Annotated in this window: 20 protein-coding genes; 11 read left to right on the forward strand and 9 right to left on the reverse strand. The window is 36.9% G+C overall.

Annotated elements, in window-relative coordinates:
- Positions 1-88: 88 nt before the first annotated feature.
- The 8 genes from ppk1 to aroQ form a co-directional block, all read right to left on the reverse strand.
- Positions 89-2,176: a polyphosphate kinase 1 gene (gene ppk1 / locus J3U68_RS02900; protein WP_267376194.1), complete on the reverse strand. Its 2,088-nt coding sequence runs from the start codon at positions 2,174-2,176 to the stop codon at positions 89-91.
- Between the two features lie 69 nt (positions 2,177-2,245).
- Positions 2,246-2,785 (reverse strand): serine O-acetyltransferase, encoded by a 540-nt coding sequence (locus J3U68_RS02905; protein ID WP_267374424.1) that lies wholly within the window; start codon positions 2,783-2,785, stop codon positions 2,246-2,248.
- A 67-nt stretch (positions 2,786-2,852) separates the two neighbouring features.
- Entirely contained in the window at positions 2,853-3,125 is a 273-nt protein-coding gene (locus J3U68_RS02910) for an oxidative damage protection protein (RefSeq protein WP_267374426.1), read from the reverse strand.
- 479 nt (positions 3,126-3,604) lie between these two features.
- Positions 3,605-4,393 carry a hypothetical protein gene (locus J3U68_RS02915; RefSeq protein ID WP_267374428.1) on the reverse strand — a complete coding sequence of 263 codons (789 nt, stop codon included), beginning with the start codon at positions 4,391-4,393 and terminating at the stop codon, positions 3,605-3,607.
- Positions 4,394-4,516: 123 nt separating this feature from the next.
- On the reverse strand, positions 4,517-5,413 hold the full coding sequence (gene prmA, locus J3U68_RS02920; RefSeq protein ID WP_267374430.1) for a 50S ribosomal protein L11 methyltransferase: 897 nt from the start codon (positions 5,411-5,413) through the stop codon (positions 4,517-4,519).
- A gap of 99 nt (positions 5,414-5,512) precedes the next feature.
- Positions 5,513-6,871, reverse strand: coding sequence for an acetyl-CoA carboxylase biotin carboxylase subunit (gene accC / locus J3U68_RS02925; RefSeq protein WP_267374432.1), 1,359 nt, complete (start codon positions 6,869-6,871; stop codon positions 5,513-5,515).
- A 46-nt stretch (positions 6,872-6,917) separates the two neighbouring features.
- Positions 6,918-7,382, reverse strand: a complete 465-nt coding sequence (gene accB / locus J3U68_RS02930) for an acetyl-CoA carboxylase biotin carboxyl carrier protein (RefSeq protein WP_267374434.1) — start codon at positions 7,380-7,382, stop codon at positions 6,918-6,920.
- 41 nt (positions 7,383-7,423) lie between these two features.
- Positions 7,424-7,882 carry a type II 3-dehydroquinate dehydratase gene (aroQ, locus tag J3U68_RS02935; RefSeq protein WP_267374437.1) on the reverse strand — a complete coding sequence of 153 codons (459 nt, stop codon included), beginning with the start codon at positions 7,880-7,882 and terminating at the stop codon, positions 7,424-7,426.
- 230 nt (positions 7,883-8,112) lie between these two features.
- Between aroQ and queA the strand changes: the two genes are divergently transcribed.
- Positions 8,113-9,144, forward strand: coding sequence for a tRNA preQ1(34) S-adenosylmethionine ribosyltransferase-isomerase QueA (gene queA, locus J3U68_RS02940; RefSeq protein ID WP_267374439.1), 1,032 nt, complete (start codon positions 8,113-8,115; stop codon positions 9,142-9,144).
- Between the two features lie 1,199 nt (positions 9,145-10,343).
- Here the strand turns inward: queA and J3U68_RS02945 are convergent.
- Entirely contained in the window at positions 10,344-13,040 is a 2,697-nt protein-coding gene (locus J3U68_RS02945) for a DUF2339 domain-containing protein (protein ID WP_267374442.1), read from the reverse strand.
- 312 nt (positions 13,041-13,352) lie between these two features.
- Between J3U68_RS02945 and J3U68_RS02950 the strand changes: the two genes are divergently transcribed.
- From J3U68_RS02950 to J3U68_RS02995, 10 genes are read left to right on the forward strand one after another with little or no spacing between them, the layout of a single operon-like run.
- Positions 13,353-14,093 (forward strand): PoNe immunity protein domain-containing protein, encoded by a 741-nt coding sequence (locus J3U68_RS02950; protein ID WP_267374445.1) that lies wholly within the window; start codon positions 13,353-13,355, stop codon positions 14,091-14,093.
- Positions 14,084-14,845, forward strand: a complete 762-nt coding sequence (locus J3U68_RS02955) for a PoNi-like cognate immunity protein (protein ID WP_267374447.1) — start codon at positions 14,084-14,086, stop codon at positions 14,843-14,845. Before J3U68_RS02950 ends, J3U68_RS02955 begins: the two co-directional genes overlap by 10 nt.
- On the forward strand, positions 14,836-15,588 hold the full coding sequence (locus J3U68_RS02960; protein ID WP_267374449.1) for a PoNi-like cognate immunity protein: 753 nt from the start codon (positions 14,836-14,838) through the stop codon (positions 15,586-15,588). The genes J3U68_RS02955 and J3U68_RS02960 overlap by 10 nt, the downstream gene beginning before the upstream one ends.
- The gene (locus J3U68_RS02965; protein ID WP_267374451.1) at positions 15,588-16,349 is read left to right on the forward strand and encodes a PoNi-like cognate immunity protein; all 762 of its coding nucleotides are present in this window, start codon (positions 15,588-15,590) and stop codon (positions 16,347-16,349) included. Before J3U68_RS02960 ends, J3U68_RS02965 begins: the two co-directional genes overlap by 1 nt.
- On the forward strand, positions 16,340-17,101 hold the full coding sequence (locus tag J3U68_RS02970) for a PoNi-like cognate immunity protein (protein WP_267374454.1): 762 nt from the start codon (positions 16,340-16,342) through the stop codon (positions 17,099-17,101). The genes J3U68_RS02965 and J3U68_RS02970 overlap by 10 nt, the downstream gene beginning before the upstream one ends.
- The gene (locus tag J3U68_RS02975) at positions 17,092-17,844 is read left to right on the forward strand and encodes a PoNi-like cognate immunity protein (RefSeq protein WP_267374456.1); all 753 of its coding nucleotides are present in this window, start codon (positions 17,092-17,094) and stop codon (positions 17,842-17,844) included. Before J3U68_RS02970 ends, J3U68_RS02975 begins: the two co-directional genes overlap by 10 nt.
- Complete coding sequence (locus J3U68_RS02980) at positions 17,844-18,596, forward strand: PoNi-like cognate immunity protein (RefSeq protein WP_267374458.1); 753 nt, start codon at positions 17,844-17,846, stop codon at positions 18,594-18,596. The genes J3U68_RS02975 and J3U68_RS02980 overlap by 1 nt, the downstream gene beginning before the upstream one ends.
- Complete coding sequence (locus J3U68_RS02985) at positions 18,596-19,342, forward strand: PoNi-like cognate immunity protein (protein WP_267374460.1); 747 nt, start codon at positions 18,596-18,598, stop codon at positions 19,340-19,342. Before J3U68_RS02980 ends, J3U68_RS02985 begins: the two co-directional genes overlap by 1 nt.
- Before the next feature lie 4 nt (positions 19,343-19,346).
- Positions 19,347-20,162 (forward strand): PoNi-like cognate immunity protein, encoded by an 816-nt coding sequence (locus J3U68_RS02990; RefSeq protein WP_267374462.1) that lies wholly within the window; start codon positions 19,347-19,349, stop codon positions 20,160-20,162.
- The gene (locus tag J3U68_RS02995; protein WP_267374464.1) at positions 20,146-21,645 is read left to right on the forward strand and encodes a PoNe immunity protein domain-containing protein; all 1,500 of its coding nucleotides are present in this window, start codon (positions 20,146-20,148) and stop codon (positions 21,643-21,645) included. Before J3U68_RS02990 ends, J3U68_RS02995 begins: the two co-directional genes overlap by 17 nt.
- The last annotated feature ends 216 nt before the right edge of the window (positions 21,646-21,861 follow it).

Consider the following 21,861-nt stretch of genomic DNA (forward strand, 5'->3'; position numbering starts at 1 on the left):
GCAAGGAATCCAAATGGATTACCTTGCTTTTTGCCATGGCAATGGCATTAAAGAAATTCTGGCATCTTGATCTTGATGCTGCGCGAAATTATTGCTGACTATAGCGCTCGATAAGGGTTTCCTGCATATTGACCGGCGCTTCTGCGTCAGTACGTTTGATTCGTCTATATTCTCCGTTGGATTGCATCATCCAAGCGCATTGATTGTCTGACAGCGCCAAAAGTAATGCTTCCTTCATGATACGATGTTTTAAATCTGTCGTTTCAATTGGAGTACAAATTTCAACCCGTCGGAATAAATTACGTCCCATCCAGTCGGCACTGGAAATCCATACTTTACTCTGCCCACCATTAGTAAAACAGTATACACGCGCATGCTCAAGTAAACGACCCACGATAGAGCGTACACGAATATTTTCCGACAATCCTTTGACGCCCGGACGCAAAACACACATTCCACGAACAATCAGTTCAATTTGGACACCCGCCTGACTAGCAGCATAAAGTGCTTCGATAATTGTCGGCTCCACGAGCGCATTCATTTTGGCAATAATGCGAGCAGGTTTACCAGCTTTAGCATGTTCAATCTCACCAGCAATACTGTCCAGCAACATCTTATGTAAAGTAAAAGGGCTTTGGGCAATTTTATGCAGATTATTTGGCTGACCTAAGCCGGTGATTTCCATAAAGACGGTATTAACATCGTCAGTTATATCTGCATCGCTGGTCATCAATCCCAGATCTGTATAAATGCGGCTGGTTCCCTGATGGTAGTTACCTGTGCTGATGTGGGCATAGCGTTTTAGCTTACCTTGCTCTCGTCGTACAATCAATGCCATTTTGGCGTGGATTTTGTAACCAAATACCCCGTATACCACGTGCGCGCCAACTGCTTCAAGCTGGCTGGCCCAGTTTAAATTGGTTTCCTCATCAAACCGCGCCATCAATTCAACGACTACAGTCACTTGTTTACCAGCCAGAGCGGCTTTCATCAGCGCTTTTACCAGATCAGAGTTGCTGCCAGTTCGATATATGGTCATTTTAATGGCGATAACTTCTGGATCCTCTGCTGCTTGTTGAATTAAGCGTACCGTTGGTTCAAACGACTGATAAGGATGATATAAAAGCACATCTTCTTGTTGTATAACATCAAATAAATTATGGTTTTTACTTAAGGCAGTTGGTATTCCAGGGGTAAATTGTTTAAATTTTAGATCTTTACGATCAATCATGTCTGGCACAGCCATTAAGCGAACCAAATTAACAGGTCCATTTACGCGATATAGCGCATCCGGACTCAGATGAAATTGGCTAAGCAGAAACTGATAAACATGCTCTGGACAATTATCAGCCACTTCCAATCTGACCCCATCGCCATATTGTCTGTCCTGCAATTCGCCGGCAATGGCAACGCCCAGATTTTCCAGATCCTCATCTACGCTTAATTCACTATCGCGGGTCAAGCGAAATTGATAACAACCTTTGACGTTCATACCAGTGAACAGGGTATGCACATGCGCATGCAATATCGATGACAGGAACACAAAACCATCGTGACCATCGCAAATATCCTTTGGCATCTTCAAAACGCGTGGCAGAATGCGCGGTGCTTGCACGATTGCCATGCCACCGCTGCGACCGAAAGCGTCTTTGCCTTCTAATTCAACGGCGAAGTTCAATGATTTATTCAGTAAGCGCGGGAATGGGTGAGAAGGATCAAGTCCGATCGGCGTCAGAATTGGCAATAATTCATTGTTGAAATATTGTGCCACCCATTGTTGTTGTTGAGTATTCCAAGAACTGCGCGGATAAAAAGAAATTCCTTCATGGCGTAGTGCTGGAATCAATACATCGTTGAATATTCGATATTGTTCAGCAATCAAGGAATGTGCTTCACGGGTGACATTGGCGATAACTGTATCCGGTACTTCGCCATTTGCTAAAGGAATCAATGGAAAACGTTGTCTGGTACGTCGCAACCATGCCATACGAACTTCAAAAAATTCATCCAGATTGGAAGATACGATACATAAAAAACGAAGACGTTCTAGCAGGGGAATTTGTTCATCCTGAGCTTGCGCCAAAACACGGCGATTGAAAGCCAGTAGACTGAGTTCCCGACAAAGTAAGCGTGATTGCGGTTCGGACATAATAAATACCTTTGACTGTTTTGGTATGTCAGATTTGGTCAGTTAATTTTAAGGGTACTAACCTTGTCACTATTCTGGCTGGCGGTCAAGACTTATTCACAATGAATTCAACCATGGATTATGGATATACTGACCAGGATGGTTAAAATTCAAAACTTTAGCATAATTTCCCGCCGCCGTGGCATTGGTGGGAATATCCTTGGTTACAACGCTGCCAGCGCCAATAGTGACATTATCGCCAATACAAACATTTTCGATAACATTACAATTTGGACCAATATAAACGTGATTACCTATTTTTGCAGCATTGCCTAAATTGGCTCCAATGACCGTATAAGGGGATAAATTGACATTGTTCCCTAGCTGCGCTGTGCGGTTGATAATCAGCGGTCCGCCATGACCAATATACAAACCATAACCGATTTGGGTACGAGGGCTTATCATAATGCCGCTTAGCCGTTTTTGCCACATATACATAGGTAATGCTAAATAATGCCACCTGCTTTTTGCGGCGGCTAAACGTAGCCAGAAGGTAAAGCGAAATCCGCGGTTAAACAAATACTGTTTAACAAAAGCCTTAAAACAGGTTCGCCCACAGTAGCGGAATAAATCACTTTTAATAAGCTCAATAACCATATAATCTCAAATTGCTCAATACCTGTGCAAAGGGCTGTCCTGATGAATAACAGAACAGCCCCATTATTTAATTTTCTTGAGGAGTGTAACCACTGATTTGGTCGGCACCCTCACCAAAGAAATAATTTTCCATTTGCTGACTAATATATTCTCGTGCTCTCGGGTCAGCAAGACTAAGACGATTTTCATTAATAATCATGGTTTGATAACGTAACCAACCATCCCATGCTTCCTGTGATACATTATCATAAATGCGTTTACCTAATTCATTTGGTAATGGAGGAAATTTCATTCCGGGTGCTTCTTTACCCAGTTTGATGCAATGAACCATGTGAGTCATATCGCTTCCTTACTGCAATACAGAAAAAAAAGATTGTAAAAGATTTTACCGCTTTTGCGGCAATTTAGAGTAGGGGAATTACCAAGAATCGTTTTTTTAAACAAAAAACAGTAGTTATATTCAAAAGGATTTGAACACCAGCAACTACTCAAGATTGAGAAAATTATTACCGCCATGCAGTTAAAAAAGCAAAGCACAGAGAAAATATAATCAATTTTTGACTATATTTGCGGTATTAAGCAGGCAGATAGTTTAATTTTTGCCACCTTTTGCGATAAAAAAGGCAGATGTGCCTACTGATAAAGCAATTAATCGCAGCGATGTCGTGATGAAAAAATTGATACAAACAAGCGAAAGTTATTTAACCCTGCGATTGCAGAAGACAATTACCAAAAAACATCAAGTAAGATTAAAAATTGATCGTCTACCGATTTTAACCACTTATGAAGCTTAAAGGGATATAACCAACATCACTCAATTTATCTTACTGACATCAGATAAAATAACTGCATGATCAAAACCGTTAAGGCAACTATAGAAGCTAGAGTCCAGTTAAACTCTTTTGAAAGTTTATCCTGTTGATGGTGCAGAAATTCCGTTTTAGCATGAATCGCATCGGTTTTTTCAATAGCATCATTCAGTAATAAAGGAACATCTGCTTGACGTTGTGATTCACCTGGTAATAACGTAAAAACCAGATTATTTAGATTACCGATATTGCCATTCATTTCAATATTAGTGGCACCGTTTTCCGGTAAATGAATCGGTGTATTGTTGCTCTGAGGAGTATTCACCAAAGAAGCGGTGGAATTCATATCCATTGTTGTTGGCAGATCAACCTGATTCATGGTTTGAGTTTGAGCTGCATTCGGCATAGGAATTTCGATTCTTCTGCTTGATGGATTAAGCAACGTATTCAAATTCGGACATTTATCGGTGGTAGCTTTATTGGGTGAGGACACGGTATGATTTGCATGATCATTCGATTTTATTGAATGACGTTTACCTGGTGTAGTCTGATTCATACTCAAGGCATTAGATAGCATATCCATGACCTCAGCAGCATTTGGAACAGAATTAGGCTGAGAAGATCCATTTTCGCTAGTTGAATTTTGATTGGCTGTTTTATTACTATTAGCCTTAGAGACCACAGTAAACTGATGCTGACACTGTCGGCATTCAACACGGCTCCCACTGCTGGGAGCTGGGGAAGTAACAGAATTTTCCATGCGGCATTTAGGACAGATCACAGTAATCATCTTAGTCATAGTTATTTACAGCTATTTCATAATTAAATAAAGTGCTGAATCTGTTCTGTTTCATTTTTCATAAATACAGAACAGCATTCAATTTATCTTCAAAACATCATTAGTACCAAACTCATAATTAGATTATGCCTTCTTAGTACCACTTATGCATACCCATCCATCATCTATCTTTGGTTGATTTAAGTCAAACCATTGAGCATAAATACTGCTCAGTTCCTCAGTTTGTTCAGCTAAAATTCCGGACAATACAATCTGGCCACCAGTTCGAGTGCGTTCGGCCAGCATTTGCGCCAACAAGCGTAACGGATTGGCGAGAATATTTGCCACAACAATATCATACTGCTCATTTTCAGGCAGATCATCAGGTAGAAAAAACTGGGCTTCAACCTGATTATTAAGTGCATTATCCTGACTGGCACGGATAGCTTGACGGTCAATATCGACTCCAGTTGCACTTTGTGCACCAAGTTTTAATGCAGCTATCGTAAGAATGCCCGATCCGCAACCATAGTCAAGAATTTTTTCACCCCCATGGATATTTTGATCCAACCATTGTAAACATAAATGAGTAGTTGGATGGCTACCGGTTCCGAAAGCCAAACCGGGATCTAATTGCAAATTGATAATATCAGATGCATTGGGTATAGAGTGCCAGGATGGAGTAATCCACAACCTGTCTGATATCTGTATCGGTTCAAACTGTGATTGTGTAAGTCGTACCCAATCTTGTTCCTGAACAGTTTCCAGACAATATGAAGGTACAGCAATCGTACAGGCTTGTGCAGCCTCCTTGACAATCAAATCAATATCACTATTTTGATCAAATAATGCCACAATGTTGCTTTGTTGCCATACTTCCTCAGTAGGCATATCGGGTTCACCAAAAATGGGTTGCTCATTTTCCTGGCCGGCATTGGCGTCTTCAATGGCTGTACTGAGTGCACCGTGCTCAATCAGCGCATCGGATAAAACATCCACCTGATCTTGTGGTACCGTTATGACAACTTGTTGGTAATGCATAATTTTTTTTAACACCGTAATAATATGTTTTTAGAAAAAACTTAAGGCAGCCACTGCGGCTGCCTGAATAATAAAGGCGCAATGTATGCCTATTGTAAATTATTTTTGCTCATCTTTGTGTTTTTGTAACCATTGCTCAAGATAATGAATACTTTCTCCACCTTTAATGAAGCCTGCATCCATGAAAATATCACGATGCAAATTGGTATTGGTTTTAATACCAGTAATCGCCAATTCATTTAAAGCGACACGCATTTTAGCAATGGCTTCAGCGCGATCGCGTCCTAAAGTGCACACTTTGCCTATCATACTGTCATAATAAGGTGGAACGGTATAACCCTGATAGATGTGACTATCGATCCGTACACCATTACCACCAGGTTGATGGCAACTAGCGATCAAACCAGGACTGGGTACGAAAGTATAGGGATCTTCAGCATTGATGCGACATTCAAACGCATGTCCCTGAATGTGAATATCTTTTTGGCTGTAGGATAGCGGTAATCCAGAAGCAACGCGGATTTGTTCTTGGACAATATCCACCCCAGTGATCAATTCAGTGATGGCGTGTTCAACCTGAACACGGGTATTCATCTCAATAAAAAAGAATTCTCCATCTTCATACAGAAATTCAAAAGTGCCTGCACCACGATAATTAATACGTTTACAGGCCGCAACACATGCTTCGCCAATCTTTTTGCGTTCTTTTTCGCTGATAAATGGGGCAGGTGCTTCTTCAATGACTTTCTGATGTCGACGCTGCATAGAGCAGTCACGTTCTCCTAAATAGATAGCATTGCCATGCTCATCACATAATACCTGAACTTCAATATGACGAGGTTTTTGCAGATAGCGTTCCATATACACTTCTGGATTGCCAAATGCCGCACCTGCTTCAGTTCGGGTCATTTCTACCGCATTGAGCAGATCTTCTGCTCTTTCCACTACCCGCATACCACGACCACCACCGCCACCAGAAGCCTTGATGATAACCGGATAGCCAACTTCTGCACCAATGCGCTGAATTTCGGTTGGGTCTTCAGGTAAAGCACCATCAGAACCAGGAACGCATGGCACTCCTGCCGCTTTCATCGCTGCCTTAGCTGAAACCTTGTCACCCATCTGCCGAATAGTTTCCGGTCGGGGACCGATAAAAACAAATCCGGATTCTTCTACTTTTTCTGCAAAATCATCATTTTCCGCCAAAAAACCATAACCTGGGTGTATGGCATCTGCATCAGTTACTTCGGCAGCAGAGATCAGTGCCGGAATATTCAGATAACTAAGCGCAGAGCTGGCCGGTCCAATACAGACAGATTCGTTTGCCAGTTTAACATGCAACGCTTCACTGTCTGCTTCTGAATGAACCGCAACTGTTGCAATACCCATTTCATGACAGGCACGCAGAATACGTAAGGCAATTTCGCCACGATTGGCTATAAGAACTTTTTTAAGCATAGAGCAATACCTTTAAAAAATCGGGAAATAAAAGAGGTACTGCCCGTTACTCAATAATAAACAATGGTTCGCCATATTCAACTGGCTGACCATTGGAAACCAGAATTTCTTTCACCACACCGCTGGTGTCCGCTTCAATTTCATTCATCAGCTTCATGGCTTCGATAATGCATAAAGTATCCCCAGCGTTAACAGTCTGACCCACTTCGACAAATGGGGCAGAAGTAGGGCTGGCAGCACGGTAAAAAGTTCCGACCATAGGCGATTTGAATGCTTTATCCAAATTCAGGCTAGGAGTGGCTTGAGCTGGTTCAGCAGTGTCAGCAACGGCAGTGTTAGCTGGAGCTGAGGTAACTGCCTGTTGTTGCATTGGGGCAGAATGAAATACAGGTTGAGCTACCGTCGTGGTACGGGTAATACGTACTTTTTCTTCACCCTCAGTTACTTCAATCTCAGCAATACCTGATTCTTCAACCAAATCAATTAATTTTTTTAGTTTGCGTAAATCCATAATGATGAACCCTTGTGAATATGATCTGACCACCATTGCTCTTAGAATGAGTGGTCATTCTCTTTAATGTATTGTATTGCACGGCACAGTGCGGCTTCGTAGCCATAAACACCTAGTCCGCAAATAACCCCTAACGCGATATCAGACAGATAGGAATGATGGCGAAAGGCTTCGCGTGCATGAATATTAGAAATATGTACCTCAATAAAAGGCTTAGCCGCTGCCGACAATGCATCACGAATGGCAATACTGCTATGCGTAAAGGCACCGGGATTGATGATTATAAAAGCAGTGTTGTCACTCAACGCGCTCTGAATACGATCAATCAGAACATGCTCAGCATTGCTCTGCAGAGTTTCCAGAGATAAGCCGGCAGCTTGCGAAAGATGTGCTAAATTTTGGTTAATATCAGCCAACGTAGTATGGCCATATATATGCGGTTCGCGCGCGCCCAGTAAATTAAGATTAGGTCCATTCAGAACCAGAATAGAGGCACTCATATTTGCTTAGTTAAATCAAATTTCCGTCATTTTTGCCGAAAATGAGCGCAGATGTCCAGTAATTTTGTATTTATTTCCCACTTTAAACAAATCAAATATGCATATTTTTCGACTTGTACAGTCGTCAAGATACCATCTATCAAGGCTTTTACATTCGTTATACTTTAACTATTTTGCACATAGAATAAGCAAGCTATAATAGATCCTTTTGCCTGAACAGGCACGAAAACATGCACATTAACGATTTTGATTTTAATTTGCCAGCAGAACTGATTGCACAACATCCTCCGGCACAACGTGGCAGCAGCAGATTATTGGTAGCTTTACCGGGTCAGCAAGTGATAGATAGCCACTTTAGTCAGTTAGAAGACTTTATTAATGCCGGTGATGTGCTGGTATTTAACAACACACGCGTCATGAAAGCGCGTTTATTTGGACATAAAATCACTGGTGGACAGATTGAGGCATTAATCGAACGGGTCATAGATGAACATACTGCGTTAGCACATATCCGTTCTTCCAAATCACCTAAACCTGGGGCGAAACTCATTTTTGAAGGCAATATTCAGGCAGAAATGCTGCAACGCCAGGGAGAATTGTTTATATTGCGATTCAACCATACCGAAACAGTTTGGTCATTATTAGAGGCACATGGGCACTTACCTTTGCCTCCGTATATTACTCGTGGTGCAGATGATCATGATGACGAACGGTATCAAACAGTGTATGCCAAATATCAAGGTGCCGTTGCTGCACCCACTGCTGGCTTACATTTTACCGAATCCATTCTGCAACGATTGCGCGATAAAGGTGCTCATCTCACCGAAGTCACATTGCATGTGGGCGCAGGCACCTTTCAGCCTGTACGGGTTGAAAATATAGCACAACACCATATGCACAGTGAGTGGTATGAAGTCAGTGAGCAAGTTGTGGCCGAAATTGCGGCTGCTAAGGCACGAGGCAACAAAGTTTGGGCGATAGGCACCACCGCGGTGCGCGCATTAGAGTCTGCCGCGCGTAGCGGGCAACTGCAAGCTGGGCAAGGTGACACCAATATATTCATTACCCCAGGTTATCAGTTTAAAGTTGTCGATCAAATGATCACCAATTTTCATTTACCCAAATCAACACTGTTGATGCTGGTTAGTGCTTTTAGAGGTTATCAAGATATCCGTGAGCTTTACCAACATGCGGTTGCCCAAAAATATCGTTTTTTCAGTTATGGCGATGCCATGTTGCTAGGAAAAAACACCGGCGGTTAATCCCCAAACCACAAAAGCGCAACATACTGTTAGCAAGCACTTAGTATTGAAATAATTTGGCAAAAGATCGACAGAATTAACAATAATATGCTATTCAAGTGGTTTAGTTTCTATGATTAGGCATAACATCTCAAAGATATGAGACCTTTAAACATTAAGGTTCAAAACAGCATTGCTCAAATGGTTTTAGAATGGTTATCTCTATTGAACAAATTGCAGAGTAAGGCAACTAATAGTCCAAGCAACTTTTCCAAATGGTTACTTTGAGGTGACTAAGATAATAAAAAAGGTGTTTATTTTTCGACTTTTGCATAAATATCGCCATCATAAACCTAGCTAAAGTCAATTTCTGCTGACGAGATTGACTTTAGCACCATCCAAAGGTCATCTGCTTTAAGATATTCAATCGACGCTTGTTTGCGTCACTGACCAATAACATGATTTATTATGATCCAAATAACCAGTTGTCCACCTTTGAATTGAAATGGGCTGAGCATTCCTATTTCTGAAAAAGCGAATTATTTCCCGTTTGATTAGTGCAAACGACGTAAGTGTTTTCTGGTAAATAGGAGGGCATATTAATCTAGTTAGTTAGGATATAAGTCATCGATTGTTTATTTTGTTTGATGTTGTCAGAAATTTAAATCAATCAAATATTGAGGAGAAATCGTGTCTAGGTAATGTTCTAAAATTATAGACTCACTTTTTTTTGTCAACAATAATCCATTGATGATTAAAATTTTTTAGCTATGAAATTGAGGCGTAGTGTTATTGCATTTTCCATACTCTTGAAGATTTCTTAATCACTACCCAAAAGTTCGGATTGTGTATTTAGTTTTAAAATACAACTAAAGAATATTGATACTTCGTCAAAGAGTATTTAATCGAAGATTTCAACATTTCAGTATGTTTAGCTGGTAATTCTTGTATCAGTTTTCAGAGAGTTTCACCCCTGCTATTTTCTAAAGCGAGCATAATTTTATTCCCACTTCCTTTGTCATATCTACATACCAAAGGAATCATTGCAGGAAATAAAAGAGTAGCTGCATATATAAATTCTTCTTTTACTCATTCTTCTATCGGTATAAATAAATATTGGTTACAGCAAATTAACTTCAATAAGTTTTTTCCAATCCACAAAACAATAGGATCAATCCGACAAATATGCATTGATATGAACATGAGAACCAATAAATAGATTACTCATCATAAGATTGATCCGTTTTATGGGTTTTAGGAGGCAGAGGAGCCAGATAACCGATAAATAACATCAGTAGGGCAATGATAATAAATGCAGCTGCACGCAATAACCCTTCCAGTTCCATGCTATCAACCAAAAATAATTTAATCACTACTGCCAACTGGATAATCATTCCAGTAAACCAGGTCTTACGTTGCGCAAAACGATGCCCTATGGAAATTAAAAGAACGCCAGCAAAAGCCCATATCAGCGACAGCGTTGCTTGAATAATTTTAGAATTCCATAAATGACCTAAAGTCCATTGAACATTTAGCCACTGACTTAAGCATCTTAAAATCAGACTATTTGCCCATAAGAAACTGAATACAATCATAACCCAGAACGCAAAATTAGAAATGGGTTGTTTAATGTTATTAGAATCTCTATACGTTTTGTAATTTGCGCACAGATTAAACCAGACACCTAACATCAATATAGCAAAAATTGCACTGATTTCTAGCGGGTTAATCAAAGGAATATAAGGCCAGTGATCAATTTGACCGTATTTGAAAAGCCCAGATATTAAAGACAGGTAGATATGTAAAACAATAGGAATGAGTCCATAGCATACATAGGCTTTGATGGTTTTTGGATCACCCATCAGTTTTTTCTTCAATAAAGCATTAATAATTAATACGGTCATACTGCTGATGCTGAGTAAAACACTGAACTCAATGGTACTGAAGCCTGCTGGTAATAAATTTAACAGGTATTTGGCTTGATCGAAAATCCAATACAAAGTGATCCAGAATAAACTAATATGTAAAAATAAATAGAAGCCTTGCGATGAACGAATAAAGATTTTTTTAGCGATATTTAAATAGGTATAACCACTAATAAAAGCACAAATCCAAACTAAATCACACAATAGATGAAGCAGAAGGAAATCATTAGTGCGTGTACCGGCATAAACTGTTAGCGACAAAAAGAGCACCGGCCATAGGGATAGAAAAGCGTAGCAAAGCCCATCCCATTTAATTTTTTTACCAATAAAATACCATAGCCATACTGCCACAGTGAAACATAAGCATATTAATGTGCTACGTTCATCCGACGTTATAGAGAGGCGGTTGATGCTGGAGAGAATCCAGAATACCCAGACAACACATGCCATTAGAATAAATGTTAATCTGTTTTCTTTAGCTGATTCATTTTGATCGAGGTAATGATGCCAGAGGCAAGCGTTTAGCAGCAGGCTGATACTGACAAAGCCATTAAATAGTATATATTGCGTTAGGGTAAAATGCGTGATTACTACGCTATAAAAGCTGGTCACAAAAGCCAACATATTAATCAACGCGCCAAATCTGGCAAATTGGGACTGCTTTTGATTCAGCATCACCCAAGTTAAGGCTGTTCCTTCAAATAACCAAATTAAACTTGTCCATTCAAGACTGAAGGCAAGTGCAATTGATAAAGTGATAAATGAAAGACCTATTGCCAAGCCAAGCTGAGAAATGATTTTGGAAATAAAACCATGAAAATGTAAGCAGATATATGAACCTATTAGATAAAATAATCCAAATGCAAATGCTGAAATGGCTGGTCCGTATTCCCAGTGTTTAGTAATGGCATGTTGCAGTGCGAATGCGGCTAAAGGTGTGCCAAAGAGTAAAATCAGATCAATCATGTTCTGATGACGCTCTTTGGTTAAACTGCGAATAGACAGTATTACCGCTAAGATGCCGTAAATTAACATGTTACCGAGTATAAAAAACTCACATTCAGCAAAATAATCTGAACGGAAGCTAGTTGTGCCCCATATTAACGAAACAAAAAAAGTAAATAAAAATCCGATGAGGTTGAGCACTCGCCACGATTGCCAGATGCTTATCACTAGAATGGCACTAGATATGGCTAAATAGTAACTGAATAAGGCAGTATGGTTGATGGTATGAGAAGATAGCAAAACGGGCGCTAAATAACCGCCAATACAGGCTAGTATGGCTAAACTTTTAGTGCGCTGGACTAAAGCCATATATACGCATAGAGCACAAATAATAATTAGGGCAACCAGCGCTAATAAATATGGAATAAGATCATATAATTTGAAAGCGGCAAATACAGTAATGTAGATAATACCTAGAGCACCGCCTTGCAGTATCATTGCATAAATTGTCTTTTTATCTTTTAAATACCATCCTGTAAATAACATTCCGATGCCGAAAACAAAAGTGCCCAACACTCGCAGTTGTGGTGACAATAATTGATGGTCAATACTGTATTTAAACAGATAAGAAAGACCAAAAAACAGAATGATGATGGCTACTTTAGAAATTAAATTATCAGTTACCAGACTCTTAAACCAATGACTGAATCCATGTGGTGCAGGAGCTGGCGTTTGGGCAAATAAAGCTTCTTTGTGTGAAATTTTAGTGGGTTCTTGCTCAGCTGCTACTGCTGCAAAACTAACTGTAGGTTGGGATTCGGCAACTTCTGGCTCTGCTATTTGGACTATTTCTGCAACAGTGTCTCTTTGATGATCAACAGTCGTAGTTGGTGTTTGTTTGGGATCTGAAGATGGCGATGATATTTCATTCTTTTCAATAGATTCGATTTGGTGATCTTTTATCTGGTGTATATTTCTTTTGAGCTCAATAACTTGATTTTGCAAAGCATTGATGCGCGCACTTACACAAATTAGACCAAAAACCATTATTATAATTAAAACAATAATGAATATGAATTGAAATAATGCAAATACCATTGTTTTCTCTTCAAGTAACAATTTATTTGATTATATGATAAAAATGAAATTAATCAAATTGTGTAAACTATTTGAAGATCATGTTGCCGATATTCTGGTTGTCGGTAGGAGAATTTTATTTGAATATTAAAAAATTAATTAATAAAATTAGATGATTACAGAAATATATTATATAGGAAAGTAGATACTCATGGTTACATTATTAGAGGAAAAGCAGGAAATTGACCATAAAATATTATTTTTACATAAAAAAGGATGAAAATGAGAACAAATTTAAAAACACAGGATTATTTTAATTATTTTATTAATAGCGAAAATCAAAGAATACTTAAATTTGATAATTGGTTAGAAATGGGCAAAGTGGTTGAAAATAGAATTCCTTCCATAAAAAGACAACTTTTCATTATTTCTTTAAATATTTTAATTGCAAAATACACTTCAGGATATGCTATTGAAGAACTAAGGAGAGAATTTCCCTTAGTGATAAATAGATTTGTAGAAGGCTGGAATGATCATGACAGCACACCAGAAGATGATGTTCATTTTGATGAATACCTATTAATGTTAAGAATGTTATCGCTTGGCGTCTTATTAGAGACAAATCAATATGATTTCAATAAAATAATAGAAGTACTCCATAAAAGTAACCGTAAAGATGACTTATTTTCTTTTATCATTTCTTATAAAACAGGTTACCCGTCAATGGTAAATAAGTTAACTTATGAGCAATTTAGACCACTATGTGAAACAACTAAAGAAATGGATAAAAACAAAGCGATAGCGATTCTAAAAAATTATCTGGATAATGATTGGTATAAGAGTATGAAATTAACCTACTGGTACGATAATCACAAAAGCAAAGCAGATATATTTTTTGGCTATTGGAGCTTTGAAAGTGGTGTATTAGTTAAAATACTCGGCTTAGACGACACCACACTAAAAAACCAACCATATTACCCTTACGATATGGTGCATTGGAGAGAGACAACAATATGGAACTAAGAGATAAGCTAAATACTAAGGAACGATACCAAGAACTTATAAACAAAAAAGAAAAATATATTCAGGAAGATTTTTTAAAAATAAAAAGTTTAGCAGAAGATGAAAAAAAAGGGATCCAAAAATATCCCAAACCAAATAATGAAATTATAAAATCAACATACAAAGGTATTTTCATTTATCAATATGATAATTTAATTGCCAAATACTCAATGGGGCAACCCATATCATCCATTATAGAAGAATATAAAATAACGGTTTCTTATATGGAAAAAGGTTGGAAAGCAATATCAGGTTATATTGAGATGGTTTGGATGTTATCTATCGGTATAATGCTGGAGGCAGAAGCAGATATATTTGAAAAATTAAAATCTTTGGTTGAAAGGGATCATCTCAATGATTATCTGGTTGACTTCCTTTTACAAAACAGTACCCAATGGAGCAAACAAACACCAAAGTTTAAATTCCCCAGACCTTATAAAGCAACTCAAGACATTATTTCATTGGCCCAAACAGATAAAACCGCAGCGGTAGAGAGATTAAAAAAATACCTGCAAAAAGAGTGGTATAAAGGACATTCAGATACGGGTTGGCATGATGATCATAAAAGCAAATGGAAAGTTCATACAGGCTATTGGAGCTTTGAAAGCGGTGCATTGGTCAAAATACTCGGCTTAGACGACACCCCGCTAAAAGACCAACCATATTACCCTTACGATATGGTGCATTGGAGAGAGACAACAATATGGAACTAAGAGATAAATTAAACTCCCTGGAAGGATATCAAGAAATTATTGAAAAAAAAATTAAATTTATTCAGGAAGATTTTTTAGAAATAAAAAGTTTAGCAGAAGATGAAAAAAAAGGGATCCAAAAATATCCTACACCAAATAATGAAATTATAAAAGCGACATACGAAGGTATTTTCATTTATCAATCTGATATTTTAATTGCCAAATATTCAATGGGGCTACCCATATCATCCATTATGGAAGAATATAAAATAACGGTTTCTTATATGGAAAAAGGATGGAAAGCAATATCAGGTTATATTGAGATGGTTTGGATGTTATCTATCGGTATTATGCTGGAGGCAGAAGCAGATATATTTGACAAATTAAAATCTTTGGTTGAAAGAGACCATCTCAATGATTATCTGGTTGACTTCCTTTTACAAAACTGCACCCAATGGAGCAAACAAACACCAAAATTTAAATTCTCAAGACCTTATAAAGCAACTCAAGACATTATTTCATTGGCTCAAACAGATAAAACCGCAGCGGTAGAGAGATTAAAAAAATACCTGCAAAAAGAGTGGTATAAAGGACATTCAGATACGGGTTGGCATGATGATCATAAAAGCAAATGGAATATCCATACAGGCTATTGGAGCTTTGAAAGCGGTGCGTTAGTCAAAATACTTGGCTTAGACGACACCCTCCTAAAAGACCAACCATACTACCCTTACGATATGGTGCATTGGAGAAAGACAACATAATGGAACTAAGAGATAAGCTAAATACTAAGGAACGATACCAAGAACTTATAAACAAAAAAGAAAAATATATTCAGGAAGATTTTTTAGAAATAAAAAGTTTAGAAGAAGATGAAAAAAAAGGGATCCAAAAATATACCAAACCAAATAATGAAATTATAAAATCGATATACAAAGGTATTTTCAATTATCAGTTTCAAAGGTTAGTAGCGAATTACTCAATGGGGCAACCCATATCATCCATTATAGAAGAATATAAAATAACGGTTTCCTATATGGAAAAAGGCTGGAACGCAATATCAGGTTATATTGATATGGTTTGGCTGTTATCTATCGGTATAATGCTGGAGGCAGAACCAGATATATTTGAAAAATTAAAATCTTTGGTTGAAAGGGATCATCTCAATGATTATCTGGTTGACTTCCTTTTACAAAACTGTACCCAATGGAGCAAACAAACACCAAAGTTTGAATTCCCAAGACCCTATAAAGCAACTCAAGACATTATTTCATTGGCCCAAACAGATAAATCCGCAGCCGTAGAAAGATTGAAAAAATACCTAAAAAAAGAGTGGTATAAAGGACATTCGGATACGGGTTGGCATGATGCTCATAAAAGCAAATGGAAAATTCATATAGGCTATTGGAGCTTTGAAAGCGGTGCGTTAGTCAAAATACTTGGCTTAGACGATACCCTCCTAAAAAACCAACCATATTACCCTTACGATATGGTGCATTGGAGAGAGACAACAATATGGAACTAAGAGATAAATTAAATTCCCTGGAAGGCTATCAAGAAATTATTGAAAAAAATATTAAATATATTCAGGAAGATTTTTTAAGAATAAAAAGTTTAGAAGAAGATGAAAAAAAAGGGATCCAAAAATATCCCAAACCAAATAATGAAATTATAAAATCGATATACAAAGGTATTTTCAATTATCAATGTCAAACGTTAGTAACGAATTACTCAATGGGGCAACCCATATCATCCATTACAGAAGAATATAAAATAACGGTTTCCTATATGGAAAAAGGATGGAATGCAATATCAGGTTATATTGATATGGTTTGGCTGTTATCTATCGGCATAATGCTGGAAGCAGAAGCAGATATATTGGAAAAATTAAAATCTTTGGTTGAAAGGGACCATCTCAATGATTATCTGGTTGACTTCCTTTTACAAAACTGTACCCAATGGAGCAAACAAACAATAAAATTTAAATTCCCAAGACCTTATAAAGCAACCCAAGACATTATTTCATTGGCCCAAACAGATAAAGCCGCAGCCCTAGAAAGATTGAAAAAATACCTAAAAAAAGAGTGGTATAGAGGACATTCTGATTTGGGTTGGCATGATGCTCATAAAAGCAAATGGAATATCCATATAGGCTATTGGAGCTTCGAAAGCGGTGCATTGGTCAAAATACTTGGCTTAGACGACTCCACCCTAAAAGACCAACCATATTACCCTTACGATATGGTGCATTGGAGAGAGACAACAATATGGAACTAAGAGATAAGCTAAATACTAAGGAACGATACCAAGAACTTATAAACAAAAAAGAAAAATTTATTCAGGAAGATTTTTTAGAAATAAAAAGTTTGGCAGAAGATGAAAAAAAAGGGATACAAAAATACCCAAGACGTAATAATGAAATTATCGAAGCAAAATATGATAACATTTTTAATTATCAATGTAATATTTTAGTTGCCAAATATTCCATAGGGCAACCCATATCATCCATTAAAGAAGAATATAAAATAACGGTTTCTTTTATGGAAAAAGGTTGGGACGCAATATCAGGTTATATTGAGATGGTTTGGATGCTATCTATCGGTATTATGCTGGAGGCAGAACCAGATATATTGGAAAAATTAAAATCTTTGGTTGAAAGGGATCATCTCAATGATTATCTGGTTGATTTTCTTTTACAAAACTGTACCCAATGGAGCAAACAAACACCAAAGTTTAAATTCCCCAGACCTTATAAAGCAACTCAAGACATTATTTCATTGGCACAAACAGATAAAACTGCAGCCCTAGAAAGATTAAAAAAATACCTGAATAAAGAGTGGTATAGAGGACATTCTGATTTGGGTTGGTATGATGATCATAAAAGTAAATGGCAAACCCATACAGGCTATTGGAGCTTTGAAAGCGGTGCGTTAGTCAAAATACTCGGCCTAGACGACACCCTCCTAAAAGACCAGCCATACTACCCTTACGATATGGTGCATTGGAGAAAGACAACATAATGGAACTAAGAGATAAATTAAACTCCCTGGAAGGGTATCAAGAAATTATCGAACAAAATATTAAATATATTCAGGAAGATTTTTTAAAAATAAAAAGTTTAGAAGAAGATGAAAAAAAAGGAATCCAAAAATATCCCAAACCAAATAATGAAATTATAAAATCAGTATACAACGGTATTTTCATTTATCAATATGATAATTTAATTGCCAAATACTCAATGGGGCAACCCATATCATCCATTATAGAAGAATATAAAATAACGGTTTCTTATATGGAAAAAGGTTGGAAAGCAATATCCGGCTATATATTCATGGTTTGGATATTATCAATCGGTATAATGCTGGAGGCAGAACCAGATATATTGGAAAAATTAAAATCTTTGGTTGAAAGGGATCATCTCAATGATTATCTGGTTGACTTCCTTTTACAAAACTGTACCCAATGGCGCAAACAAACAACAAAGTTTGAATTCCCCAGACCTTATAAAGCAACACAAGACATTATTTCATTGGCCCAAACAGATAAAGCCGCAGCGTTAGAGAGATTAAAAAAATACCTGCAAAAAGAGTGGTATAAAGGACATTCAGATACGGGTTGGCATGATGATCATAAAAGCAAATGGAATATCCATACAGGCTATTGGAGCTTTGAAAGCGGTGCGTTAGTCAAAATACTTGGCTTAGACGACACCCTCCTAAAAGACCAGCCATACTACCCTTACGATATGGTGCATTGGAGAAAGACAACATAATGGAACTAAGAGATAAATTAAACTCCCTGGAAGGGTATCAAGAAATTATCGTACAAAAAATTAAATTTATTCAGGAAGATTTGTTAGAAATAAAAAGTTTAGAAGAAGATGAAAAAAAGGGGATCCAAAAATATCCCAATCCAAATAATGAAATTATAAAAGCGACATACGAAGATATTTTCATTTATCAATCTGACAATTTAATTGCCAAATATTCTATGGGGCAACCCATATCATCCATTATGGAAGAATATAAAATAACGATTTCTTATATGGAAAAAGGTTGGAAAGCAATATCAGGTTATATTGATATGGTTTGGATGCTATCTATCGGTATTATGCTGGAGGCAGAAGCAGATATATTGGAAAAATTAAAATCTTTGGTTGAAAGGGATCATCTCAATGATTATCTGGTTGACTTCCTTTTACAAAACTGCACCCAATGGGGAAAACAAACAATAAAATTTAAATTTCCAAGACCTTATAAAGCAACTCAAGACATTATTTCATTGGCCCAAACAGATAAAACCGCAGCGGTAGAGAGATTAAAAAAATACCTGCAAAAAGAATGGTATAGAGGACATTCTGATTTGGGTTGGCATGATGGACATAAAAGCAAATGGAATATACATATAGGCTATTGGAGCTTTGAAAGCGGTGCATTGGTCAAAATACTTGGCTTAGACGATACCCTCCTAAAAGACCAACCATATTACCCTTACGATATGGTGCATTGGGAAAAATAACTATATGAAACTAAGAGATAAATTAAACTCCCTGGAAGGGTATCAAGAAATTATAGATTTAAATATACAGTTCATTAAAGAACGTTTTGAAAAAATTGAAAATTTAAAACAAGATGAAAAGGAAGGAATACAAAAATATCCCAAACCAAATAATGAAATTATAAAATCGACAAAAGATAGTATCATTAATTATTATATTGACCTGATCAAAGCAGAATATTCAATAGGCTTGGGAAAACAAGAAGTGAGTGATCTTTATCAAGATTATTTGAACTTTTTTATCTTAACGGGGGAAGCTAAATCAGCAAAAGATTTCCTTTATGGAGAAAATCCCATTCCTTATTACAGCACAGACCAATATGATATTTTACTTTTCACTTTTAGCCTAGCAATATTACTGAACATTAATGATGAAGACTTTAAAAAATTGGTCACAGTAAGAGATATCGTTCACGAACCGGATAAGCTACTAGACTTTATGATAAATTATAAACTGGGCGGAAGAACCACCTCAGTAGAAATGAAGGCAAATGAATACAAAAGTTATTCTACAATTATAGATATAGCCATAACTAATAAAGAAAAAGGAATACAAGCCTTAAATCAATACCTATCAAAACAATGGTTTAAAGATTATAAAAAAATGGGTTGGAGCGAATCGCATAAAAGTAAACATAATATCCACAGTGGCTATTGGAGCTTTGAAAGCGGTGCATTGGTCAAAATACTCGGCTTAGACGATACCCTCCTAAAAAACCAACCATATTACCCTTACGATATGGTGCATTGGGAAAAATACCATAATGGAACTAAGAGATAAATTAAACTCCCTGGAAGGGTATCAAGAAATTATAGATTTAAATATACAATTCATTAAAAAACGTTTTGAAAAAATTGAAAATTTAAAACAAGATGAAAAGGAAGGAATACAAAAATATCCCAAACCAAATAATGAAATTATAAAAGCGACATACGAAAGTATTTTCAATTATCAATGTCAAACGTTAGTAACGAATTACTCAATGAGGCAACCCATATCATTCATTATAGAAGAATATAAAATAACGGTTTCTTATATGGAAAAAGGTTGGAAAGCAATATCCGGCTATATATCCATGGTTTGGATGTTATCTATCGGTATTATGCTGGAAGCAAAACCAGATATATTGGAAAAATTAAAATCATTGGTTGAAAGGGATCATCTCAATGATTATCTGGTTGACTTCCTTTTACAAAACTGTACCCAATGGGGAAAACAAACTACAAAATTTGAATTTCCAAGACCTTATAAAGCAACTCAAGACATTATTTCATTGGCTCAAACAGATAAAACCGCAGCGGTAGAAAGATTAAAAAAATACCTGCAAAAAGAGTGGTATAGAGGACATTCTGATTTGGGTTGGTATAATGGACATAAAAGCAAATGGAATATCCATACAGGCTATTGGAGCTTTGAAAGCGGTGCATTGGTCAAAATACTCGGCTTAGACGACACCCCCCCTAAAAAACCAACCATATTACCCTTACGATATGGTGCATTGGAGAGAGACAACAATATGGAACTAAGAGATAAATTAAACTCCCTGGAAGGATATCAAGAAATTATCGAAAAAAATAGTAAATTTATTCAGGAAGATTTGTTAGAAATAAAAAGTTTAGCAGAAGATGAAAAAAAAGGGATCCAAAAATATCCCAAACCAAATAATGAAATTATAAAATCGACATACAAACGTATTTTCAATTATCAATGTCAAACGTTAATAACGAATTACTCAATGGGTCAACCCATATCATCCATTATAGAAGAATATAAAATAACGGTTTCTTATATGGAAAAAGGTTGGAAAGCAATATCCGGCTATATATCCATGGTTTGGATATTATCAATCGGTATAATGCTGGAGGCAGAACCAGATATATTGGAAAAATTAAAATCTTTGGTTGAAAGGGATCATCTCAATGATTATCTGGTTGATTTTCTTTTACAAAACTGTACCCAATGGAGCAAACAAACACCAAAGTTTAAATTCCCCAGACCTTATAAAGCAACTCAAGACATTATTTCATTGGCTCAAACAGATAAAACCGCAGCGGTAGAGAGATTAAAAAAATACCTGCAAAAAGAGTGGTATAGAGGACATTCTGATTTGGGTTGGCATGATGGACATAAAAGCAAATGGAATATACATATAGGCTATTGGTGCTTTGAAAGCGGTGCATTGGTCAAAATACTTGGCTTAGACGATACCCTCCTAAAAAACCAACCATACTACCCTTACGATATGGTGCATTGGGAAAAATAACTATATGGAACAAAATAAATTACGCTCCCTGTAGGATATCATGTGACTATTAAAAATATTGAATATATTTAAAAAGATTTAGTTGCCATAAAAGTTTTGAAGAAGTCGAAAAAAGGAATGTTGAAATATCGCCAGTTTGAGCAATGAAATTTGGTCAATTTTCAACTATGCTCAAAGCAGTATTAAACGTGAAGTTGTTTTTGTCTGTATGGCTAC

Origin of the sequence: Snodgrassella sp. B3882, from assembly GCF_026535915.1 — a bacterium.
GTDB lineage: Bacteria > Pseudomonadota > Gammaproteobacteria > Burkholderiales > Neisseriaceae > Snodgrassella.